This window comes from Sulfuricurvum sp., from assembly GCF_023229695.1.
Classification (GTDB): domain Bacteria; phylum Campylobacterota; class Campylobacteria; order Campylobacterales; family Sulfurimonadaceae; genus Sulfuricurvum.
Map to the genome: position 1 here is coordinate 85,438 of NZ_JALNYS010000001.1, position 17,329 is coordinate 102,766.

Genomic DNA, 17,329 nt, shown 5'->3' on the forward strand with positions numbered 1-17,329 from the left:
CATGTTGATGCCTAAGCGTACGAAATATCGTAAAATGATGAAAGGGCGTAACCGTGGTTACGCTCAAAGAGCAAACAAACTTGATTTCGGTACTATCGGATTCAAGGCAACGGAAGCGGGACGTATCAACTCCCGTCAAATCGAAGCGGCACGTATCGCAGCTACCCGTCACATTAAACGTAGCGGTAAAATCTGGATCCGTGTATTCCCGGCGAAACCTTTGACTGCCAAACCACTTGAAGTGCGTATGGGTAAAGGTAAAGGTGCTGTGGATCAATGGGTTATGAACATCAAGCCGGGCCGTATTATTTTTGAAATGGGTGGGGTTGAAGAGACTCTTGCTCGTGAAGCACTAGCGCTTGCGATGCAAAAACTCCCATTCAAAACAAAAATTGTAACTGCGGAGATGAGCAATGAAATATACTGATTTGAACGGTAAAACAGCAGCTGAACTTCAAGGTATGCTCAAAGAGAAAAAGATTGAGCTTTTCACTTTGAAAATTAAGCAAAAAATGATGCAATTGACCAACACGAGCGAACTTCGCACGGCGAAAAAAGATATTGCACGCATCAACACTGCGTTAAGCGCAGTGAAGTAAGGGCTGATCAATGACACATAAACGTGAAATTCAAGGTATCGTAGTAACCAAAGCCGGCGAAAAAACAGCAACGATCGTTGTTGAGCGCCGCGTAATGCACCCACGTTACCACAAAACGGTAAAACGTTTTAAAAAATACATGATCCACGATGAAAACAATCAGCTTAACGTTGGTGATGAAGTAATCGCGATCGAGTGCCGACCGCTTTCCAAAAGCAAATCATTCCGTCTTAAAACTCTGGTTAAAGGGGTTCAGGCATGATTCAAAGTTTTACTCGTCTAGCAGTAGCCGATAACACTGGCGCAAAAGAGATTATGTGTATTAAAGTTCTTGGCGGTTCAAAACGTCGTTATGCGACAGTCGGTGATGTTATCATCGCTTCTGTCAAAAAAGCGGCTCCAACCGGTAAAGTAAAAAAAGGTCAGGTTGTTACAGCGGTTGTTGTCCGTACGAAGAAAGAGGTTCACCGTGAAAACGGTTCATTGATCCGCTTCGACGAAAACGCTGCCGTTATCCTTGACAAAAAACGTGAGCCTATCGGTACACGTATTTTCGGACCTGTAAGCCGTGAAGTTCGTTACGCTGGTTTCATGAAAATCGTTTCCCTGGCTCCGGAGGTTGTATGATGGCAAAATTTAATTTCAAAAAAGGTGACACTGTTGAAGTGATCGCCGGTGATGACAAAGGTACAAAAGCAGAAGTGCTTCAAGTAATGCCTAAGAAAAACAAAGTGATCGTTAAGGGTTGCCGTGTTGCTAAAAAAGCAATCAAACCTAGCGAGCAAAATCCACAAGGCGGATTTATGAGCAAAGAGATGCCGATTGATGCATCGAATGTCCGCAAAGTAGAGGCGTAATCATGGCACGACTAAAAGATAAATATTTGGCGCTTAAGCCTGAGCTTCAAACAGCACTTGGAATTGCAAACGTAATGCAAGTTCCTGCACTTGAAAAAGTGATCATCTCTGTCGGTTGTGGTTTTGCCATGAAAGACAACAAATTGATCCAAAACATCCAAGACACGATCAGCAACATTGCCGGTCAACGTGCTTCGGTTGTGGTAGCGAAAAAATCGGTTGCAGGATTTAAAGTACGTGAAGGGATGCCGGTCGGTGTTAAAGTAACCCTTCGCGGTGCTCAAATGTACGATTTCATGGATAAATTGATCTCTGTATCACTTCCTCGTGTAAAAGACTTTCGCGGTATTCCGCGTAACGGTTTTGACGGTCGCGGAAACTACAACTTCGGTTTGACCGAGCAGTTGATTTTCCCGGAAGTGGATTACGATTCAATCATGCAAATTCACGGGATGAACATCACCGTGGTAACAAGTGCTACAGCGGATAAAGATGCATTCAAGCTTCTCGAAATGCTTGGTATGCCGTTTGCTAAAGGGAGAGAATAATGGCTAAGAAGTCAATGATCGCTAAGGCGAACCGCACACCAAAATTTGCCGTTCGTGCTTACACTCGCTGCCAGATCTGCGGACGTCCGCACTCTGTTATCAGCGATTTCGGAATTTGTCGCGTTTGCTTCCGTAAAATGGCAAACGAAGGGTTAATCCCAGGCGTTAGAAAGTCTTCTTGGTAATTTGAACGGCGGATGAGCAAAGCCCATCCGCCTACGCTAACGCTGAGTTTACCTCGGCGGTACGCCCAATTATCAAGGTGAAACTCCTAATGATTAGATAAGGAATATTAAATGATTAATGATTTGATCTCGGATTCGTTGACACGTATCCGAAATGCTGCAATGCGCAGATTAGATGTAACCACACTGGTTCACTCAAAAACGGTTGAAGCGGTTGTCGCTATTTTGGCAGACAAAGGCTACATTGATAGCTTTAATGTTGTCGAAAACGGTGTAAAAAAGAGCATCAACGTTGTACTTAAATACGACGAAAAAGGTCGCACGGTTATCAATGAGGTAAAACGTGTTTCTAAACCGGGTCGCCGTGTTTATAAAGGCAAAGACGAGCTTAAACGTTTCAAAAACGGTTACGGTACTATTATTGTCAGCAGTTCTAAAGGGGTTCTTCCTAACGACAAAGCATTCGAGCTTGGCGTTGGCGGTGAAGTCCTTTGTACGATATGGTAAGGAGATAAGATGTCACGTATTGGAAAACTTCCTGTTTCTGTCCCTAGCGATATTAAAGTAACTCTTGACGGAACGGTAATCACATTTGTGAAAGGTTCTACGACTCAAGTTCTGGATACCCGTGGTAACTGCGGTGTTGTATTAGAAGATAACACTTTGACATTCAGCACTAACTCTGATCAGCGTGCTGACCGTGCATTCTGGGGAACGTATCGCGCATTGGCGTCGAACATCGTTACCGGATTGACTACCGGTTTTGAGAAAAAACTTGAGATCAACGGGGTTGGATACCGTGCTGCGGTTCAAGGCGATGTCTTGAATTTACAGCTTGGTTATAGCCACGATATTAATTTCGATATCCCGAGCGGTATCGCAATGGCTGTTGAGAAAAACGTTATCAGCATCAAAGGTGCCGATAAACAACAAGTGGGTCAAATCGCTGCTGTTATCCGTTCATTCCGTCCGCCAGAGCCTTACAAAGGTAAGGGTGTTAAATACTCTGATGAAACTATCCTGCGTAAAGCCGGTAAGACATCTAAGAAATAAGGGGCGATGATATGACAGGTAAAACACTTAAAAATAAATCGGCAAAACGTCTTCAGCGTAAACGCCGTATTCGCTCTAAAATCTCAGGATGTGCGGCATTGCCGCGTGTTTCTGTATTTCGTTCTAACCGTTACATCAGCGCGCAAGCGATTAACGATGAAGCAGGGGTAACTCTTGCTGCGGTACACTCAAAAACTTTGGGTCTAAAAGTGAACAAAGCGGATGCTGAAAAAGTTGCTGCTGTGTTCGCACAAACCCTCAAAGATGCCGGAATCAATGAAATTACGTTTGATCGTAACGGATTTTTGTATCACGGTGTTGTAAAAGCGTTTGCCGAGTCACTTCGTGCAAATGAAATTAAGTTTTAAGGGCTGATGGATGAATCCGATTAATAGAGAAGAATTCTCAGAAGCGATCGTAAATATCGGTCGTGTTACAAAAGTTGTAAAGGGTGGACGTCGTTTCCGCTTTACGGCTCTTGTGGTCGTAGGTAACAAAAAAGGGACTGTCGGTTACGGCGTCGGTAAAGCCAAAGAGGTTCCCGATGCTATCCGTAAAGCGGTTGACGAAGCGTTCAAAAATCTTACGGAAGTTAAGATCAAAGGGACTACAATCGCGCACGATATCGAAGTTAAATACAATGCAAGCCGCATTTTGCTTAAGCCTGCATCTGAAGGTACCGGTGTTATCGCCGGTGGCGCTACCCGTCCGGTACTTGAACTTGCGGGAATCCAAGATATCCTAACGAAGTCTTTGGGCTCAAACAATCCAAATACCGTGGTTCGCGCAACAATCGATGCGCTTTCACGTATCAAAGGATAAGCTATGGCACTCGAAAATCTTACACCTGCTGAGGGGTCAACCCACAACAAAAAACGTCTTGGTCGCGGCCAAGGGAGCGGAACCGGTAAAACTGCCGGTAAAGGGCACAAAGGTCAAAAAGCGCGTAAAGGTTACAACGAAAAACGTAACTTTGAGGGTGGACAACAGCCACTTGCGCGCCGTTTGCCGAAAATCGGTTTTCAATCACGTGTGATTAAACCGTATGTGATCAATGTTGAGCGCGTGACAGAAGTTGCGGCACTCGAAGAGATCACGATGGAAACTATTCGTAGTGTACATCGACTTAAAAAGTCATGCACAAGTGTTAAACTTGTCGGCGCAAGCGCTAAAGATTTAGCATCTAAAATCAAAGATGAAAACGTTACAACTACTGGTAAATAATGAACCAACAACTTGTAAACAAGATCTTAATAACGATCGGTTTTCTTTTTATCTTCCGTTTACTGGCATACGTGCCGGTACCGGGTGTTGACACAGCCGTTATCGCTTCTTTCTTTGATCAACATCAAGCAGACGCGTTGGGTCTATTTAATATGTTCAGCGGAAATGCCGTAGAACGCCTCTCGATTATCTCTCTCGGTATCATGCCCTACATCACCGCATCAATTATCATGGAACTTTTAGCAGCTACATTCCCCAATTTAGCGCAAATGAAAAAAGAGCGTGACGGTATGGTGAAGTACATGCAGATTATCCGCTATGCAACCATTGCTATTACGATTGTACAAGCGATCGGTGTGAGTGTCGGATTGCAGAGTATGACCGGAAAAGACGGCAGCAGCGCTATCTTGGTCGATCATTCGACGTTTATGCTTCTGGCGGTTGTCTCGATGTTGGCAGGAACCATGCTGTTGATGTGGATCGGCGAACAGATTACTCAAAGCGGTATCGGCAACGGTGTTTCGTTGATTATTTTTGCGGGTATCGTTTCGGCCATACCGAGTGCGATTTCTCAGGCCATAACGATGGTCAATACCGGAGCAATGAGCTTTTTAGCGGTATTGGCGATTCTAGCGCTGATTGTGGGAACTATTCTGGTCATTATCTATGTGGAACTGGGTGAACGCCGTATTCCGGTTACCTATGCGAAAAAGACAATGCTCCAAAATCAAAATAAGCGGGTTATGAACTATATTCCGGTCAAAGTGAATCTTTCAGGGGTTATCCCGGTCATTTTTGCTTCGGCTATTTTGATGTTTCCGATGACGGTGCTCTCAAGCAGTACCAATCCGATGGTCCAATCGGTGGCGGATGTTTTGAATCCGAACCACTATTTCTTTAACTTTTTGACCTTTTTGTTTGTTGTCTTCTTCGCCTATTTTTATGCATCGATCGTTTTTAATGCAAAAGATATTGCCGATAATCTGAAACGCCAAGGTGGTTTTATTCCGGGTGTACGTCCGGGGGATTCTACCAAAGATTTTTTGAATGAAACGGCGAGCCGATTAACATTTACCGGGGCGTTGTATCTTGGTTTGATTGCGACTCTTCCGTGGGTAGCGGTCAAGGCGATGGGTGTTCCTTTCTTCTTCGGAGGGACGGCAGTTTTGATCGTTGTTCAGGTAGCTTTGGATACGATGAGACGGATTGAAGCTCAGATTTACATGAGCAAATATCAAACCCTTAGTGCGGTTGGCCTTTAAAAATGGCGATTGCGCTACGCAAAAATGATGAAATAGCAAAGCTTCGAGCGGCGAATAAAATCGTCGGATCGACGTTAGAGTTATTGGCTCAACATACTAAACCGGGGATCACGTTAAAAGAACTTGATGCAATGGGTGAGGAGCATATCCGGAGCCTTGGCGCAAAGCCCTCTTTTAAAGGTCTCTACGGTTTTCCCAGTGCTGTCTGTACCTCTGTCAATGATGTGATCATTCATGGAATCCCAACCGATTATGCCCTTCGCGAGGGCGATATCGTCGGTTATGATGTAGGAACACAAAAAGATGGCTATTTCGGCGATGCTGCCATATCGGTCGGAGTGGAAAAAATCACTCCGGAGGATGAAGCATTAATCGCGTGTGCAAAAGATGCCCTCTATTTTGCCATTGATATCATCCGGGACGGTATGCGTTTTAAAGAACTTTCGTATGAGATTGAACAGTTCATTAAAGGGCGTGGGTTCGTTCCTCTAAGAGGGTTCTGTGGTCACGGAATCGGAAAAAAACCGCATGAAGAACCGGAAATACCAAATTATATGGATGGCCCGAATGCAAAAGCGGGACCAAAAATTAAAAACGGAATGGTTTTTTGTCTGGAACCGATGATTTGTCAAAAAGAGGGGACATCCAAAATTTTGGCAAATGGCTGGGATGTAGTGAGTACGGATGGGCTGAGAGGCTCTCATTATGAGCATACGGTTGCGATTATCAACGGTAGAGCTGAAATATTATCAATCGCGTAAAAAGGATCATTATGGCAAAAGATGATGTCATTGAAGTTGACGGAAAGATTATTGAGGCACTACCAAACGCAACGTTTCGTGTTGAGTTGCCAAACGGCCATGTAATATTGTGTCATATCGCAGGTAAAATGCGGATGCATTACATTAAAATTCTCCCCGGAGATACAGTGAAAATCGAATTAACCCCTTACAGTCTTGATAAAGGGCGAATTACCTATCGCTACAAATAATTCACCCCTGCTCTTTGCAGGCGGCGAATCATAGGGAATTATTGATTATAATAGTGCACTTAAACCCAAAGGGGATAAATGCTTCCTACCTGCACCTTCACATCTCCTTCCGACAATCATAAGTGTAAATTTGACACTGCAATGAAAATTGCTTTATCCGTTGATAAGCAGATACGAGCACTGAACAGATAGGGGAACGGCTATGATAAAGTGGATAGCAATCATAATATACATACTGTGCTTGAGCGAGAGTCTCTTTGCAAAAGCGCAAAACAGCGACGAAGTAAAAAGCCAAGATATCCTATGGAAGCGCTATACCGATGCCCTTAGAGGAGACAAGGTTGCCCAGTATCAGACCGGGGTAATGTATGAACGGGGGCTTGGGGTAGAGGTCAATACATCACACGCAGCTGAGTGGTACAAAAAGTCGGCACTTCAAGGATACATCGATAGTCAATACAATTTAGGTATTTTATATGCTACCGGGCGTGGGGTAGAGAAGAGTGACGCATTTGCGATAATGTGGCTTGGCCTTGCCGCAAAGCAAGGAGATCAGGAAGCCCGTAGATTGCTTTTACAATTGATTGATCAAGAAGTGGATAAGAAGTCCGAAAAAACGGATGAATCGCAGATGCAAATGAGCCTGATGGCTGAGAATGAAATATTTATTGCCCCTTTAACACTGATTTGCAAAAAGAAAAGCAGTGTATGCACCCAATACAAGAATAAAGGGGAGTGCGATATATTGAGAAAAGGGAGTGTATTAACAACAAAAGAGAAAAAAGGGGAGTATTATAAAATCAGCGGAATCGTAATGAACGGTAAATGGAAAGGGTACCCAAAAGAGGGGTGGATTGATGAGAACAGTGTCGACATTCGACACTGATTGTTGAACGGGGGTAAATTATTTAACTGACCTTACGCACCTTGCCTTAACAGGTACTTCAAGGGGAGTTAATCTCCCGTATCCGAAAGATACGGGTAGCTTTAGGGGGTTGTAGGGACATCTGTCCCTGCCACATTAGGGACTTTGTTCCTAATGTGCGTAACATCAATTATTTAATATAACTGCAACAATAATCGCTAAGCGTTTTCACTTTAAGATTAAAAGAGCTGTTCGCAGGGACTTCGAATGACTGAGGTCCTACAATCGTGTTCCACTCTTCTGAACCCGGAAGCTGAATCTCCATCTCTCCGCTCATTATCTCCATGATCTCTTTATCACCCGTTCCGAAGGTGTATTCACCCGGATACATAATTCCGAGAGTCTTAATGCTCCCATCGACAAAATGAAGGGTACGGCTCGTAACTTTACCGTCAAAATAGACGTTGGCTTTTTTATCGATGGTGATATTGGTGAACTGTGACATGTAGCCCCTTTTGTAATTGTGTGCCGCAATTATAGCGGATTGAGTTCTTGCTTGATCTTTTTGGGAAGGTGGGCAAACGGAAAATCGGTAAGGGTTTTTTCGGATTTACCATCGGCAATGTGCATTTCAAGTGTCATTGTATCGCGATTAAAACTAATAAGGGTAAAGGTTTGATCATTTTCACTGTACGATAAGTTGCGTGCTTTCAGATGGGTAAAAGGGCTTTTTCGAGGTCTATATCCCATAAATTCCGCTCTCCTTGATGGTTATTTTTCCGCCCTCACTGAGTTCGGTAAGGGCGCTTTTGAAGTTCTTTTTGCTTAAGCCGAACGTCCGCTGAATCGCGTCAGGATCGCTTTTGTAATTGTACGGGAGCATGCCGCCGTTTTGCCGGAGCATTTCATAAATTTTTGCCGACGCATTCCCCACTTTTGCTTTGCCGATCATTTGCAGCGACAGATCGAGTTTGCCGTCATCGCGCCGCTGTTTGACAAAACCGTTTTTGATATCGCCGACACGGACGGTTTCAAAAATTTCGTTGGTGTAAATCATCCCTTCATATTTATGCTCAACGATCGCTTTGTACCCGAGGGGGGTTTTGGCGATGATTCTAAACGAGACGGGAGTATTGGGATAAAAATCCCTCGGGGCATCGATGAGGGCGCCGCTGATTTTTTCGGTTCCGACGAGGCGATTGGTCTGTTCATCGAGGATGACACGGATCAGCCGTTTTTCACCGACGACAAAGGGGCGCTTTTGAAGCGTTTTTGGGACAAACAGGTCTTTTGGCAATCCCCAGTCGACAAAGGCCCCGATAGAGGCGGTATCGATCACTTCGAGAAACGCGATCTCTCCTAGCATCGCTTTAGGCTTTAGTGTCGTCGCAACAGGGCGGTCTTCGCTGTCCGTATAAACGAAAACGTCGATGGTATCGCCGATATGCATCGCATCAGTGACGTATTGGTTGGGGAGGAGTACATCCTCTTCACCCAGGGTTCTGAGAAAAAGTCCCGGCACGGTACTGCGGTCGATAACGAGGGTATTGATTTCCCCGATGGCTAATGTTTCATTCATGGATATAATTATATCGAGATTCACTGTAGGGAGAGACATGCGAATAGTTATTACCGGGGCAAGCAGCGGATTGGGTGAAGCGATGGCTTTGCACTATGCGACGAAGGGGACTGAACTTGTCTTGATTGCACGCAGAGAAGAGAAATTGCAGCAGGTCGCACGCCGCTGCCGAGACAAAGGGGCTTCAGTCGAAACGGTGGTGTCCGATGTCAACGATTTCGAGAAGATGGGGGAGATTGGAAAACAATTGGCCCAAACACCTATCGATCGGATTATCCTTAATGCGGGAGTATCGGTGGGGCATGCGGGGGGTGTGACGCCGTTTGATGATTTTCATCGAGTTTTTCAAACCAACTTTTTGAGTATCCATGCGCTGTTGGAACCGATCATTCCTAAACTAATAAAGCAAACATCCGGAGAGATTGTTTTTATATCCTCACTTGCGTCACTCTTTACCATGCCGACCTCTATCGCTTACAGCAGTTCCAAACGGGCACTTAATGCCTATGCGGAGGGGCTCCATTATCAGCTTCACCCGTATGGAATGAGTGTTATGACGATACTGCCCGGATTTATCGATACGGAGATGACGCGGAAGAATCGGTTTAAAATGCCGTTTTTCATGAAGACGGAGGAGGGGGTAGCCCGAATTGCCCATGCGATTGAACGGAAAAAAATCCGATACGCTTTCCCTTTTAGATTTTACTTAATGATTCAAATTGTCTCGCTATTTCCGCAGTCCTTAAGAGACAAAATTGTAAACTTCACTAATTTTAAAAAGGGTGCATAACCCGTACTATCAAGGAAATATCCGATGGTTATCGACAGCGTGTGTACCTATTGCGGTGTAGGATGTGATATTTCCGCTGAGGTGGAAGAGAACAAAATCCTCAAAATGTTTGCAAAAGAAGAGGGGGTTGTTTCTCAAGGGCGGTTGTGCATCAAAGGGAAACAGGGATGGGATTTTGTAACCCACCCCAAGCGTCTGCGTAATGCACGGGTGCGTAAATCGTTTTTAAGTGCCAATGCGGCACTGTTTTCGGATTTTGATATGGATTATCTTGAACCGGTCGATCACGATTTTTACGAAATCAGCTATGAAAGCGCCTATGAGCTCGCCGCCCGAAAACTGAAATCCTTAACCGATGAATTTGGTTCCCATACATTTGCCGCGATCGGAGGAGCTCGTACCAGCTGCGAAAGTTCTTATCTTTTCCAGCATTTTACCCGTCATGTCGTCGGATCTCCGCATGTCGACAACTGTGCCCGCGTTTGTCACTCCCCTTCACTCAAGGGGATGCGTCTGACAATCGGTGAAGGGGCTGCTACCAATCCGTTCGATGATATTTACGAAACCGAATTTTTGGTGGTAATGGGGTCCAATACGACCGAAGGACACCCGATTGTTGCCAATCGAATGCTCGATGTGATCAAACAAAAAGGGGTTGAGCTGGCGGTTATGGACGTGCGGCGGATTCAGCTTTCCAAATCGGCGACCCACCATTTGAGTATCCCGTATGAAGCGAACCTGATGATGCTCAATATGATGGCCTACGTCATCATTTCCGAAAATCTGGTCAATGCCGATTTTATTGCGGCCCGTACCAAGGGGTACGAAGCGTACAAACAATCGATCTTGAACGATCCGTATGCCAATCCCGATTACCTCCTTCAGATCCCCGGATATGAATCGTTGAGGGAAGAGATTCACAGCGTTGCCCGAAAATACGCGACGCGAAAAAGCCTTTTTTTCTGGGGTCTGGGTATTACGGAGCATCTGGACGGGTCGTATGCCGTAATGGCGATTACCCATTTGGCTTTATTGACGGGGAATATCGGAAAACGGGGGGCCGGGCTAATGCCGCTTCGGGGGCAGAATAATGTTCAGGGGACCTGCGATGTCGGAATGCTCCCCTATTATGCCCCCGATTATCAGCCTCCCAAGGAGGTCGGTATGATGACTCCCGATTTGATCAATGCCATGATCGAGGGTAAAATCAAAGCTCTTTTTAATATCAGCGAGGATATCGCCCATATCCATCCGAACCAAAACAAAATCCATTCGGCACTCAAAAATCTCGATTTATTGATTGTCAATGAGCTTTTTGATAACGAGATCACCAAATTTGCGGACATTATTTTCGGGGTCAAAAGCGCCTATGAAAAGACGGGTGTCTACGTCAATGCCGAGCGGCGGTTGCACCTTTCACAGCCGTTTATTCATGTCACGATGCCTGATGACTGGGAAGTGATCGCCGAGATTTCCAAGCGCTACGGCAAAGATCTCGGTGTCAAAAGTTCACGCGATGTATGGGAATCGGTACGGGTTGATGCTCCGGAGCGTTTTGGCGGAGCGAGTTATGAAAAACTCGAAGCCAACCGCCTTAGAGGGCTTCAATGGCCCGTTCAAGACGAGGATACTCCCGTGCTGCATCTGCATGATTTCCGTACCAAGGACGGATTAGGGGCATTTCGCTACAAACAATATGAGCCGCGCGGTCAGATTGAAGAGCTGTTGAAGGGGCCGGAGTATGAAGGGTATTATCTGACAACAGGGCGGGTCCTGGTCCATTACAATAATGCCGCTCAGACCAATGCGTGTGAGAAGCTGGGGCGAAGTCATAGTGAAGATATCCTTCTCGTCAGTGTTGACGATGAAGAATTTTTCGAATATAAAGATTTTGTCGTCCTCAAAAGCCAGTACGGTGAAAGTGCCCCTTTGCGGGTAAAAGTGAGTTCGACGGTGAAAAAAGGGACCCTTTTTACAACGTTTCACCATGCTAAGAGCCGGATTAACTTTTTATTCGGTGATGAGTATGATGAGCTGATTAAAACAGCACGCTTCAAGTCAGTCAAAGTCGAGGTGATCAAGCCCGATTATCTGGATTGACCGATGAGCCGCGCCAAGGGGACGCTTGCCGAAGAACGCGGATGTGAATACCTACGAAGACGCGGGATACGAATTATCGATCGCAATGTGTATAACCGATTCGGAGAGATCGATATTATCGCCTTAAAAGAGAGAGTGCTCCATTTTATTGAGGTCAAAAGCGCTCAAAGTTATGAGCAGGCCGTTTACAATATTACCCCCGCCAAACTGCAAAAACTTAACCGCGCGATTCAGGCATATCTACAAAAAATAAAATGGGATGGAGAGTATTGCATTGATGCCCTTATTATCTCTGATGAAGGGATTGAATGGATTGAAAATACTACACTCTAAAAACTTTAAGTTATAGATTGTAGTTATATTTTATTTGACAGAACCGGCTTTCATTGATATAATCTTGGGTAATCATTTTAGTGATAGAAGGTTTTAAAATGGCTAAGCCTACCCCGACGGATGTTGAAGTGAAATTTGAGGGTGGTAATATGATTACCGAAACTGATTTACGCGGGAGAATCACCTATGTCAATCGTCTATTTATAAAAATGTCAGGGTATGAGAAGGATGAATTGATCGGCAAGCCTCACTCGCTTCTACGCCATCCGGATATGCCGAAATGTTGTTTTCGATCGATGTGGGAGAGTGTTTTGAAGGGTGAGCCGTGGGAAGGGTATGTGAAGAATTTGCGAAAGGATGGCGCTTTTTATTGGGTCATCGTTTTGGTCACCCCGAAGTATGATGAACACGGAGAACATTGCGGATTTATCGCTGTGAGAAAACCGCCCGGAGAGTTGACTCTGGAAGAGATTAAAAGCAAGTATGCCTATATGCTGAGCGAAGAATCGTGCAGGAGAGAGAATAACTGACCTTACGCACCTTGCTGTAGCAAGTGCGAAAAGGGGGAATTCTCCCGCATTCGGAAGATGCGGGTAGCTTTAGGGGGTTGTAGGGACTCTAGTCCCTGCCACTTTATGGGCTATGCCCGGAAAGTGCGTAACATCAGAGGATAATCCGGAGTCCGAATAAATTGAATCGGATGGGTTAAATCGGTAGCATTGCTGAGAAAAAACGCTCAACATACATAATAAGACATTTTAAAGATTGAGGCGTTATAATGGTTCCCATAAATATTCATAAACGCAAGGAAGTACAATGGGTAAATACATTGAATTGACAGTATCAAATTTTGAAGAAGTAACCAAAGAGGGTGTCGCGTTAGTTGATTTTTGGGCTCCATGGTGTGGACCTTGCCGTATGATCGCTCCGGTAATTGAAGAACTGGCTGCTGAATTTGAGGGAAAAGCGGCAATTTGTAAAGTTAATACAGATGAAGAACAAGATATCGCTGTAAAATACGGTATCCGTTCTATCCCGACTATCCTTTTCTTTAAAAACGGCGAAGTGGTTGAGCAAATGGTCGGCGCAGCTTCCAAGCAAGCATTCGCTGATAAATTAAACGCATTACTATAATTTTCAACTCTGAGGGGATCCATTTCCTCGTCTACACTTGCCTCTATGGCACTAAAGCTTGACCCTTTCGGGTCAGAATCCTCTCTTATATTCTGATGTTACGCACTTTTCGGGCGAAGCCCGTAAAGTGGCAGGGACTAAAGTCCCTACAACCCCCTGAAGCTTCCCGTATCTTTCGGATACGGGAGAATAATTCCCCATGTAGCACTTGCTAAAGAAATGTGCGTAACATCAGTTATATTTTTATTTTTCCCCCCCCCTTCTAAAAGTTTTCTAAAGCAATTGTTATCCTCTTCTTCGTGTAGTCGGTTTTAACTACAAGAGGGTATCATTTGAAATTACAAAAGCGGAGGACTTGGATGTTGGATTGTGCTATTATCGGAGGAGGTCCTGCAGGGCTGACAGCAGGACTGTATGCTACGCGAGGCGGGTTAGAGAACGTTGTTATGTTTGAAAAAGGGATGCCCGGAGGGCAAATTACGATGAGTTCGGAGATCGAGAACTATCCTGGGGTGACCGGCCATATGACCGGTATGGATTTGATGATTCCCTGGCCGGAGCAGTGCCAACGTTTCGGATTGAAGCATGAGATGTCGGAAGTAATCCGGGTCTCTCGCCGTGAAGACGGTATTTTTATCGTGAATAAATCGGACGGAAGCAGTGATGAAGCCAAAAGCGTCATCGTCTGTACCGGATCCACCCCTAAACGGGCCGGATTCGTCGGTGAAGATCTCTATTTCGGGCGCGGTGTCAGTACCTGTGCGACGTGTGACGGTTTTTTCTATAAAGGGAAAGAGGTTGCCGTGATCGGCGGCGGCGATACCGCTTTGGAAGAGGCACTTTATCTGGCCAAAATTTGTTCTCGTGTCTATCTTATCCACAGACGCGATACGTTCCGTTCCGCTCCCAATACGATTGAGAGGGTGAAAAATACCTCCAATATTGAGCTTGTCGTCAATGCGATTCCTGAAGAGGTGTTAGGAGACAAAATGGGGGTAACGGGAATACGTGTTGCTCTTAAGGATGGATCAACGCGTCATATTGATGTTCCCGGTGTATTTGTTTTTGTCGGAAATAACGTTAATAATCAGGTATTGCTTCAAGAAGACGGCACCTTTTTGTGTGATATGACCCCATGGGGAGAAGTCAATGTCAATCTCAGCATGAAAACTTCCGTACCGGGTCTTTTTGCAGCGGGGGATATGCGTGCGGAAGCACCGAAGCAGGTGGTGTGTGCAGCGGGTGACGGTGCCGTAGCGGCCTTACAGGCAATTGCGTATGTGGACGAACAGAGTCATTAATCCGAATAGGTGAAAAGTATTTGATTAAATCGGTTTCTACGCAAATTATTGTGAGAAGAGAAAAATTTCGTCCTTTTAAACACTAAAAAGATAGAATACATTTTAGAATCTGATGTTACGTACTTTACGGGCTATGAGTGAAAAGTGCAAATAAAGATCGGTTAATCTCCCGCATCCGAAAGGTGCGGGTAGCTTTAGGGGATTTGTTCCTAATGTGCGTAACATCAGTTAGAATAAGAATTGGGGATGACTGATATGGTGAAAGCAGGAGTATTTGGAGCAGGTGGCCGTGTAGGGAGATTGTTGATCGATGATTTGCGAGAAGAAAAAGCAATTTCGTTAGCGGCCGTATATGTCCGCAATGAATTGAATTTTTCAATTGATCCGTCGGTATTGGTGACTAATGACATGGCCACATTGCTCAAAAGCTCCGATGTTATTATCGATTTTTCTCTTCCTGAAGCGACGCAATTATTGCTGGAAGAGGCAATGAAACATCCGTGTCCTCTTGTGATCGGGACGACAGGGATGGATGAACATCAAATGAATCTTCTTAAAACGGCAAGTGAGTCTATGCCGATTTTGTATGCAACCAATATGTCATTGGGGGTGGCGCTATTGAACAAGCTGGTCTATACCGCATCCAAAACACTTTCCGGTTTTGACATTGAAATTGTTGAACAGCATCACCGACACAAAAAAGATGCCCCAAGCGGAACCGCATTGACGTTGGCCCATTCAGCCGCCGCAGGCCGTGATTTGGATTTAAATACCGTCCGTGTCAGCGGACGCAACGGTAACATCGGGGAACGAAGTAAGGATGAAATTGCCGTTATGGCATTACGCGGCGGCGACATTGTCGGACGTCATACAGTCGGATTTTACAATGACGGTGAGTTTATTGAGCTTCACCATACCGCAACGAGTCGCAATACATTTTCAAAAGGGGCAATCCGTGCCGGAAAATGGATCGTAGGCAAGCCTAATGGGCTTTATTCGATCAGTGATTGTTTGGATAGTTGATTTCTGCTTTGTAGAAGCAAGTTTCAGTGCCTAATCGGCTAGTGTTGCCAAAGGGGTGTGATCCTTTTGGTGTTCAAAAATAGAGTTCAAAATAACTCTGACGGTAAGGATTTTTTTGTGCGTAGCTTAAATGAAAAATGTGCGGTAGTTGGTATTTTTAACCATACTGAGGCCTCTAAATTGGCGTATTTTTCCCTTCATGCTCTGCAGCATCGAGGGCAGGAAGCAGCTGGGATTAGTACGAGTGACGGTGAAAAATTGTATACGATCAAAGATCGCGGTTTGGTAACACAGGTATTTGACAATCAAAAGCTTCATACCCTCAAAGGGGAGATGGCAATCGGACATACCCGTTACTCAACAGCGGGTGATGACTCCATCCTTGATGCCCAACCCGTCTTTGCGCGGTATGATTTAGGAGAGATGTCGATTGTCCATAACGGTAATCTGACCAATGCCAAAGAGGTACGTGATGCTTTGATTAAAAAAGGGGCAATTTTTCAAACCTTTATGGATACCGAAAATTTGATTCATCTGATCGCAAAAAGTGACCAGCACCATTTGACAGATCGGATCATTGATGCGGTTAAAAAGATTGAAGGGGCTTACTCTCTTGTTTTTTTGAGCCGATCAAAAATGTTTGCAATGCGCGATCCTCACGGATTTCGTCCCCTAAGTCTCGGAAGGGTGGGGGATGGATATGTTGTTGCATCCGAAACCTGTGCCTTTGATTTGATCGGAGCTGAGTACATTCGTGATGTAGAGCCAGGCGAACTGTTGATTTTTGAAAAAGACAAAGCGCCGAAATCCATTAAAGTATTTGAGCCTACACCGAAGCATTGTATTTTTGAGTATGTCTATTTTGCCCGTCCCGATTCCAACGTGTATATGCAAAATGTGTATGAAATGCGTAAAGCGATGGGAAAAGAGTTGGCGAAAGAGCAGCCGGTTGAAGCCGATATGGTTGTCCCGGTCCCCGATGGCGGAGTTCCTGCAGCAATCGGTTACTCACAAGAAAGCGGCATTCCCTTTGAGATGGCGATTATGCGTAATCATTACATCGGTCGTACCTTTATCGAACCGACACAGGAGATGCGCGATCTAAAAGTGAAAATGAAACTTTCCCCGATTGAACGGCTCATTAAAGGGAAACGGCTCATTGTTATCGATGATTCGATCGTTCGCGGGACGACGAGCCGTCAAATTGTCCGTATGTTAAAAGCGGCCGGTGCCTCTGAAGTGCATATGCGTATCTCGAGCCCTCCGACGACGGACCCGTGTTATTATGGGGTAGATACTCCGGATAAAGAGAAACTAATTGCGGCAAATATGACAATCGATGAGATTTGTGCGTTTATCGAAGCCGATTCTCTCGGATATCTTAGTAATGAATCGCTTCTCTTCAGTGTTAACGGGAAAGAAGAAAATTACTGTACCGCCTGTTTTACCGGCAAGTATATTATTTAATGCTACACATTAAAACGA

General features: G+C 45.0%; 27 protein-coding genes. 24 read left to right on the plus strand and 3 right to left on the minus strand.

Annotated elements, in window-relative coordinates:
- Window position 1 precedes the first annotated feature (1 nt).
- The 16 genes from rplP (at window position 2) to M0P91_RS00520 (ending at window position 7,605) form a co-directional block, all read left to right on the plus strand.
- The gene (gene rplP / locus M0P91_RS00445; RefSeq protein WP_295062910.1) at window positions 2-427 is read left to right on the plus strand and encodes a 50S ribosomal protein L16; all 426 of its coding nucleotides are present in this window, start codon (window positions 2-4) and stop codon (window positions 425-427) included.
- A complete protein-coding gene (gene rpmC, locus M0P91_RS00450; protein WP_037949675.1) occupies window positions 414-599 on the plus strand; it encodes a 50S ribosomal protein L29 in 186 nt (61 codons plus the stop codon). The genes rplP and rpmC overlap by 14 nt, the downstream gene beginning before the upstream one ends.
- 10 nt (window positions 600-609) lie before the next feature.
- Window positions 610-861 (plus strand): 30S ribosomal protein S17, encoded by a 252-nt coding sequence (rpsQ, locus tag M0P91_RS00455; RefSeq protein ID WP_295062914.1) that lies wholly within the window; start codon window positions 610-612, stop codon window positions 859-861.
- Window positions 858-1,226: a 50S ribosomal protein L14 gene (rplN, locus tag M0P91_RS00460; protein ID WP_015652602.1), complete on the plus strand. Its 369-nt coding sequence runs from the start codon at window positions 858-860 to the stop codon at window positions 1,224-1,226. The genes rpsQ and rplN overlap by 4 nt, the downstream gene beginning before the upstream one ends.
- Complete coding sequence (rplX, locus tag M0P91_RS00465) at window positions 1,226-1,456, plus strand: 50S ribosomal protein L24 (protein ID WP_295062915.1); 231 nt, start codon at window positions 1,226-1,228, stop codon at window positions 1,454-1,456. The genes rplN and rplX overlap by 1 nt, the downstream gene beginning before the upstream one ends.
- A gap of 2 nt (window positions 1,457-1,458) precedes the next feature.
- A complete protein-coding gene (gene rplE, locus M0P91_RS00470; RefSeq protein WP_295062918.1) occupies window positions 1,459-2,004 on the plus strand; it encodes a 50S ribosomal protein L5 in 546 nt (181 codons plus the stop codon).
- The gene (locus tag M0P91_RS00475; RefSeq protein ID WP_295062920.1) at window positions 2,004-2,189 is read left to right on the plus strand and encodes a type Z 30S ribosomal protein S14; all 186 of its coding nucleotides are present in this window, start codon (window positions 2,004-2,006) and stop codon (window positions 2,187-2,189) included. Before rplE ends, M0P91_RS00475 begins: the two co-directional genes overlap by 1 nt.
- A 111-nt stretch (window positions 2,190-2,300) precedes the next feature.
- Window positions 2,301-2,696, plus strand: a complete 396-nt coding sequence (rpsH, locus tag M0P91_RS00480; RefSeq protein WP_295062923.1) for a 30S ribosomal protein S8 — start codon at window positions 2,301-2,303, stop codon at window positions 2,694-2,696.
- 9 nt (window positions 2,697-2,705) lie between these two features.
- Window positions 2,706-3,242 carry a 50S ribosomal protein L6 gene (rplF, locus tag M0P91_RS00485; protein WP_295062925.1) on the plus strand — a complete coding sequence of 179 codons (537 nt, stop codon included), beginning with the start codon at window positions 2,706-2,708 and terminating at the stop codon, window positions 3,240-3,242.
- Between the two features lie 11 nt (window positions 3,243-3,253).
- Complete coding sequence (gene rplR / locus M0P91_RS00490; protein ID WP_295062928.1) at window positions 3,254-3,610, plus strand: 50S ribosomal protein L18; 357 nt, start codon at window positions 3,254-3,256, stop codon at window positions 3,608-3,610.
- A 10-nt stretch (window positions 3,611-3,620) separates the two neighbouring features.
- Complete coding sequence (gene rpsE / locus M0P91_RS00495) at window positions 3,621-4,064, plus strand: 30S ribosomal protein S5 (protein ID WP_295051673.1); 444 nt, start codon at window positions 3,621-3,623, stop codon at window positions 4,062-4,064.
- Between the two features lie 3 nt (window positions 4,065-4,067).
- Complete coding sequence (gene rplO / locus M0P91_RS00500) at window positions 4,068-4,466, plus strand: 50S ribosomal protein L15 (protein WP_295062931.1); 399 nt, start codon at window positions 4,068-4,070, stop codon at window positions 4,464-4,466.
- Window positions 4,466-5,728 carry a preprotein translocase subunit SecY gene (gene secY / locus M0P91_RS00505; RefSeq protein ID WP_295062934.1) on the plus strand — a complete coding sequence of 421 codons (1,263 nt, stop codon included), beginning with the start codon at window positions 4,466-4,468 and terminating at the stop codon, window positions 5,726-5,728. The genes rplO and secY overlap by 1 nt, the downstream gene beginning before the upstream one ends.
- Window positions 5,729-5,730: 2 nt before the next feature.
- Window positions 5,731-6,489 carry a type I methionyl aminopeptidase gene (gene map / locus M0P91_RS00510; protein WP_295062937.1) on the plus strand — a complete coding sequence of 253 codons (759 nt, stop codon included), beginning with the start codon at window positions 5,731-5,733 and terminating at the stop codon, window positions 6,487-6,489.
- 11 nt (window positions 6,490-6,500) lie between these two features.
- The gene (infA, locus tag M0P91_RS00515) at window positions 6,501-6,719 is read left to right on the plus strand and encodes a translation initiation factor IF-1 (protein WP_013459075.1); all 219 of its coding nucleotides are present in this window, start codon (window positions 6,501-6,503) and stop codon (window positions 6,717-6,719) included.
- Window positions 6,720-6,960: 241 nt separating this feature from the next.
- Window positions 6,961-7,605 (plus strand): tetratricopeptide repeat protein, encoded by a 645-nt coding sequence (locus M0P91_RS00520; RefSeq protein ID WP_295062940.1) that lies wholly within the window; start codon window positions 6,961-6,963, stop codon window positions 7,603-7,605.
- Window positions 7,606-7,774: 169 nt separating this feature from the next.
- Here M0P91_RS00520 and M0P91_RS00525 read toward each other — a convergent pair whose 3' ends face one another.
- From M0P91_RS00525 to M0P91_RS00535, 3 genes are read right to left on the minus strand one after another with little or no spacing between them, the layout of a single operon-like run.
- A complete protein-coding gene (locus M0P91_RS00525) occupies window positions 7,775-8,089 on the minus strand; it encodes a pyrimidine/purine nucleoside phosphorylase (RefSeq protein WP_295062943.1) in 315 nt (104 codons plus the stop codon).
- A gap of 29 nt (window positions 8,090-8,118) precedes the next feature.
- Window positions 8,119-8,334, minus strand: a complete 216-nt coding sequence (locus M0P91_RS00530) for a hypothetical protein (protein ID WP_295062945.1) — start codon at window positions 8,332-8,334, stop codon at window positions 8,119-8,121.
- Entirely contained in the window at window positions 8,324-9,163 is an 840-nt protein-coding gene (locus tag M0P91_RS00535) for a S1-like domain-containing RNA-binding protein (protein WP_295062948.1), read from the minus strand. The genes M0P91_RS00530 and M0P91_RS00535 overlap by 11 nt, the downstream gene beginning before the upstream one ends.
- Window positions 9,164-9,200: 37 nt before the next feature.
- On the opposite strand from M0P91_RS00535, the gene M0P91_RS00540 reads away from it, so the two are divergent.
- The 8 genes from M0P91_RS00540 (at window position 9,201) to purF (ending at window position 17,311) form a co-directional block, all read left to right on the plus strand.
- Window positions 9,201-9,953, plus strand: a complete 753-nt coding sequence (locus M0P91_RS00540) for an SDR family NAD(P)-dependent oxidoreductase (protein WP_295062951.1) — start codon at window positions 9,201-9,203, stop codon at window positions 9,951-9,953.
- A 24-nt stretch (window positions 9,954-9,977) separates the two neighbouring features.
- On the plus strand, window positions 9,978-12,053 hold the full coding sequence (locus M0P91_RS00545; protein WP_295062954.1) for a molybdopterin-dependent oxidoreductase: 2,076 nt from the start codon (window positions 9,978-9,980) through the stop codon (window positions 12,051-12,053).
- A 3-nt stretch (window positions 12,054-12,056) separates the two neighbouring features.
- Window positions 12,057-12,386, plus strand: coding sequence for a YraN family protein (locus M0P91_RS00550; RefSeq protein WP_295062957.1), 330 nt, complete (start codon window positions 12,057-12,059; stop codon window positions 12,384-12,386).
- Between the two features lie 98 nt (window positions 12,387-12,484).
- Complete coding sequence (locus M0P91_RS00555; RefSeq protein WP_295062959.1) at window positions 12,485-12,916, plus strand: PAS domain-containing protein; 432 nt, start codon at window positions 12,485-12,487, stop codon at window positions 12,914-12,916.
- Between the two features lie 286 nt (window positions 12,917-13,202).
- Window positions 13,203-13,520 carry a thioredoxin gene (gene trxA / locus M0P91_RS00560; RefSeq protein ID WP_295062962.1) on the plus strand — a complete coding sequence of 106 codons (318 nt, stop codon included), beginning with the start codon at window positions 13,203-13,205 and terminating at the stop codon, window positions 13,518-13,520.
- Window positions 13,521-13,879: 359 nt separating this feature from the next.
- On the plus strand, window positions 13,880-14,821 hold the full coding sequence (locus M0P91_RS00565) for an FAD-dependent oxidoreductase (RefSeq protein ID WP_295062964.1): 942 nt from the start codon (window positions 13,880-13,882) through the stop codon (window positions 14,819-14,821).
- Between the two features lie 255 nt (window positions 14,822-15,076).
- The gene (dapB, locus tag M0P91_RS00570; RefSeq protein WP_295063408.1) at window positions 15,077-15,844 is read left to right on the plus strand and encodes a 4-hydroxy-tetrahydrodipicolinate reductase; all 768 of its coding nucleotides are present in this window, start codon (window positions 15,077-15,079) and stop codon (window positions 15,842-15,844) included.
- 117 nt (window positions 15,845-15,961) lie between these two features.
- Window positions 15,962-17,311, plus strand: a complete 1,350-nt coding sequence (gene purF, locus M0P91_RS00575; RefSeq protein ID WP_295062966.1) for an amidophosphoribosyltransferase — start codon at window positions 15,962-15,964, stop codon at window positions 17,309-17,311.
- Window positions 17,312-17,329 lie beyond the last annotated feature (18 nt).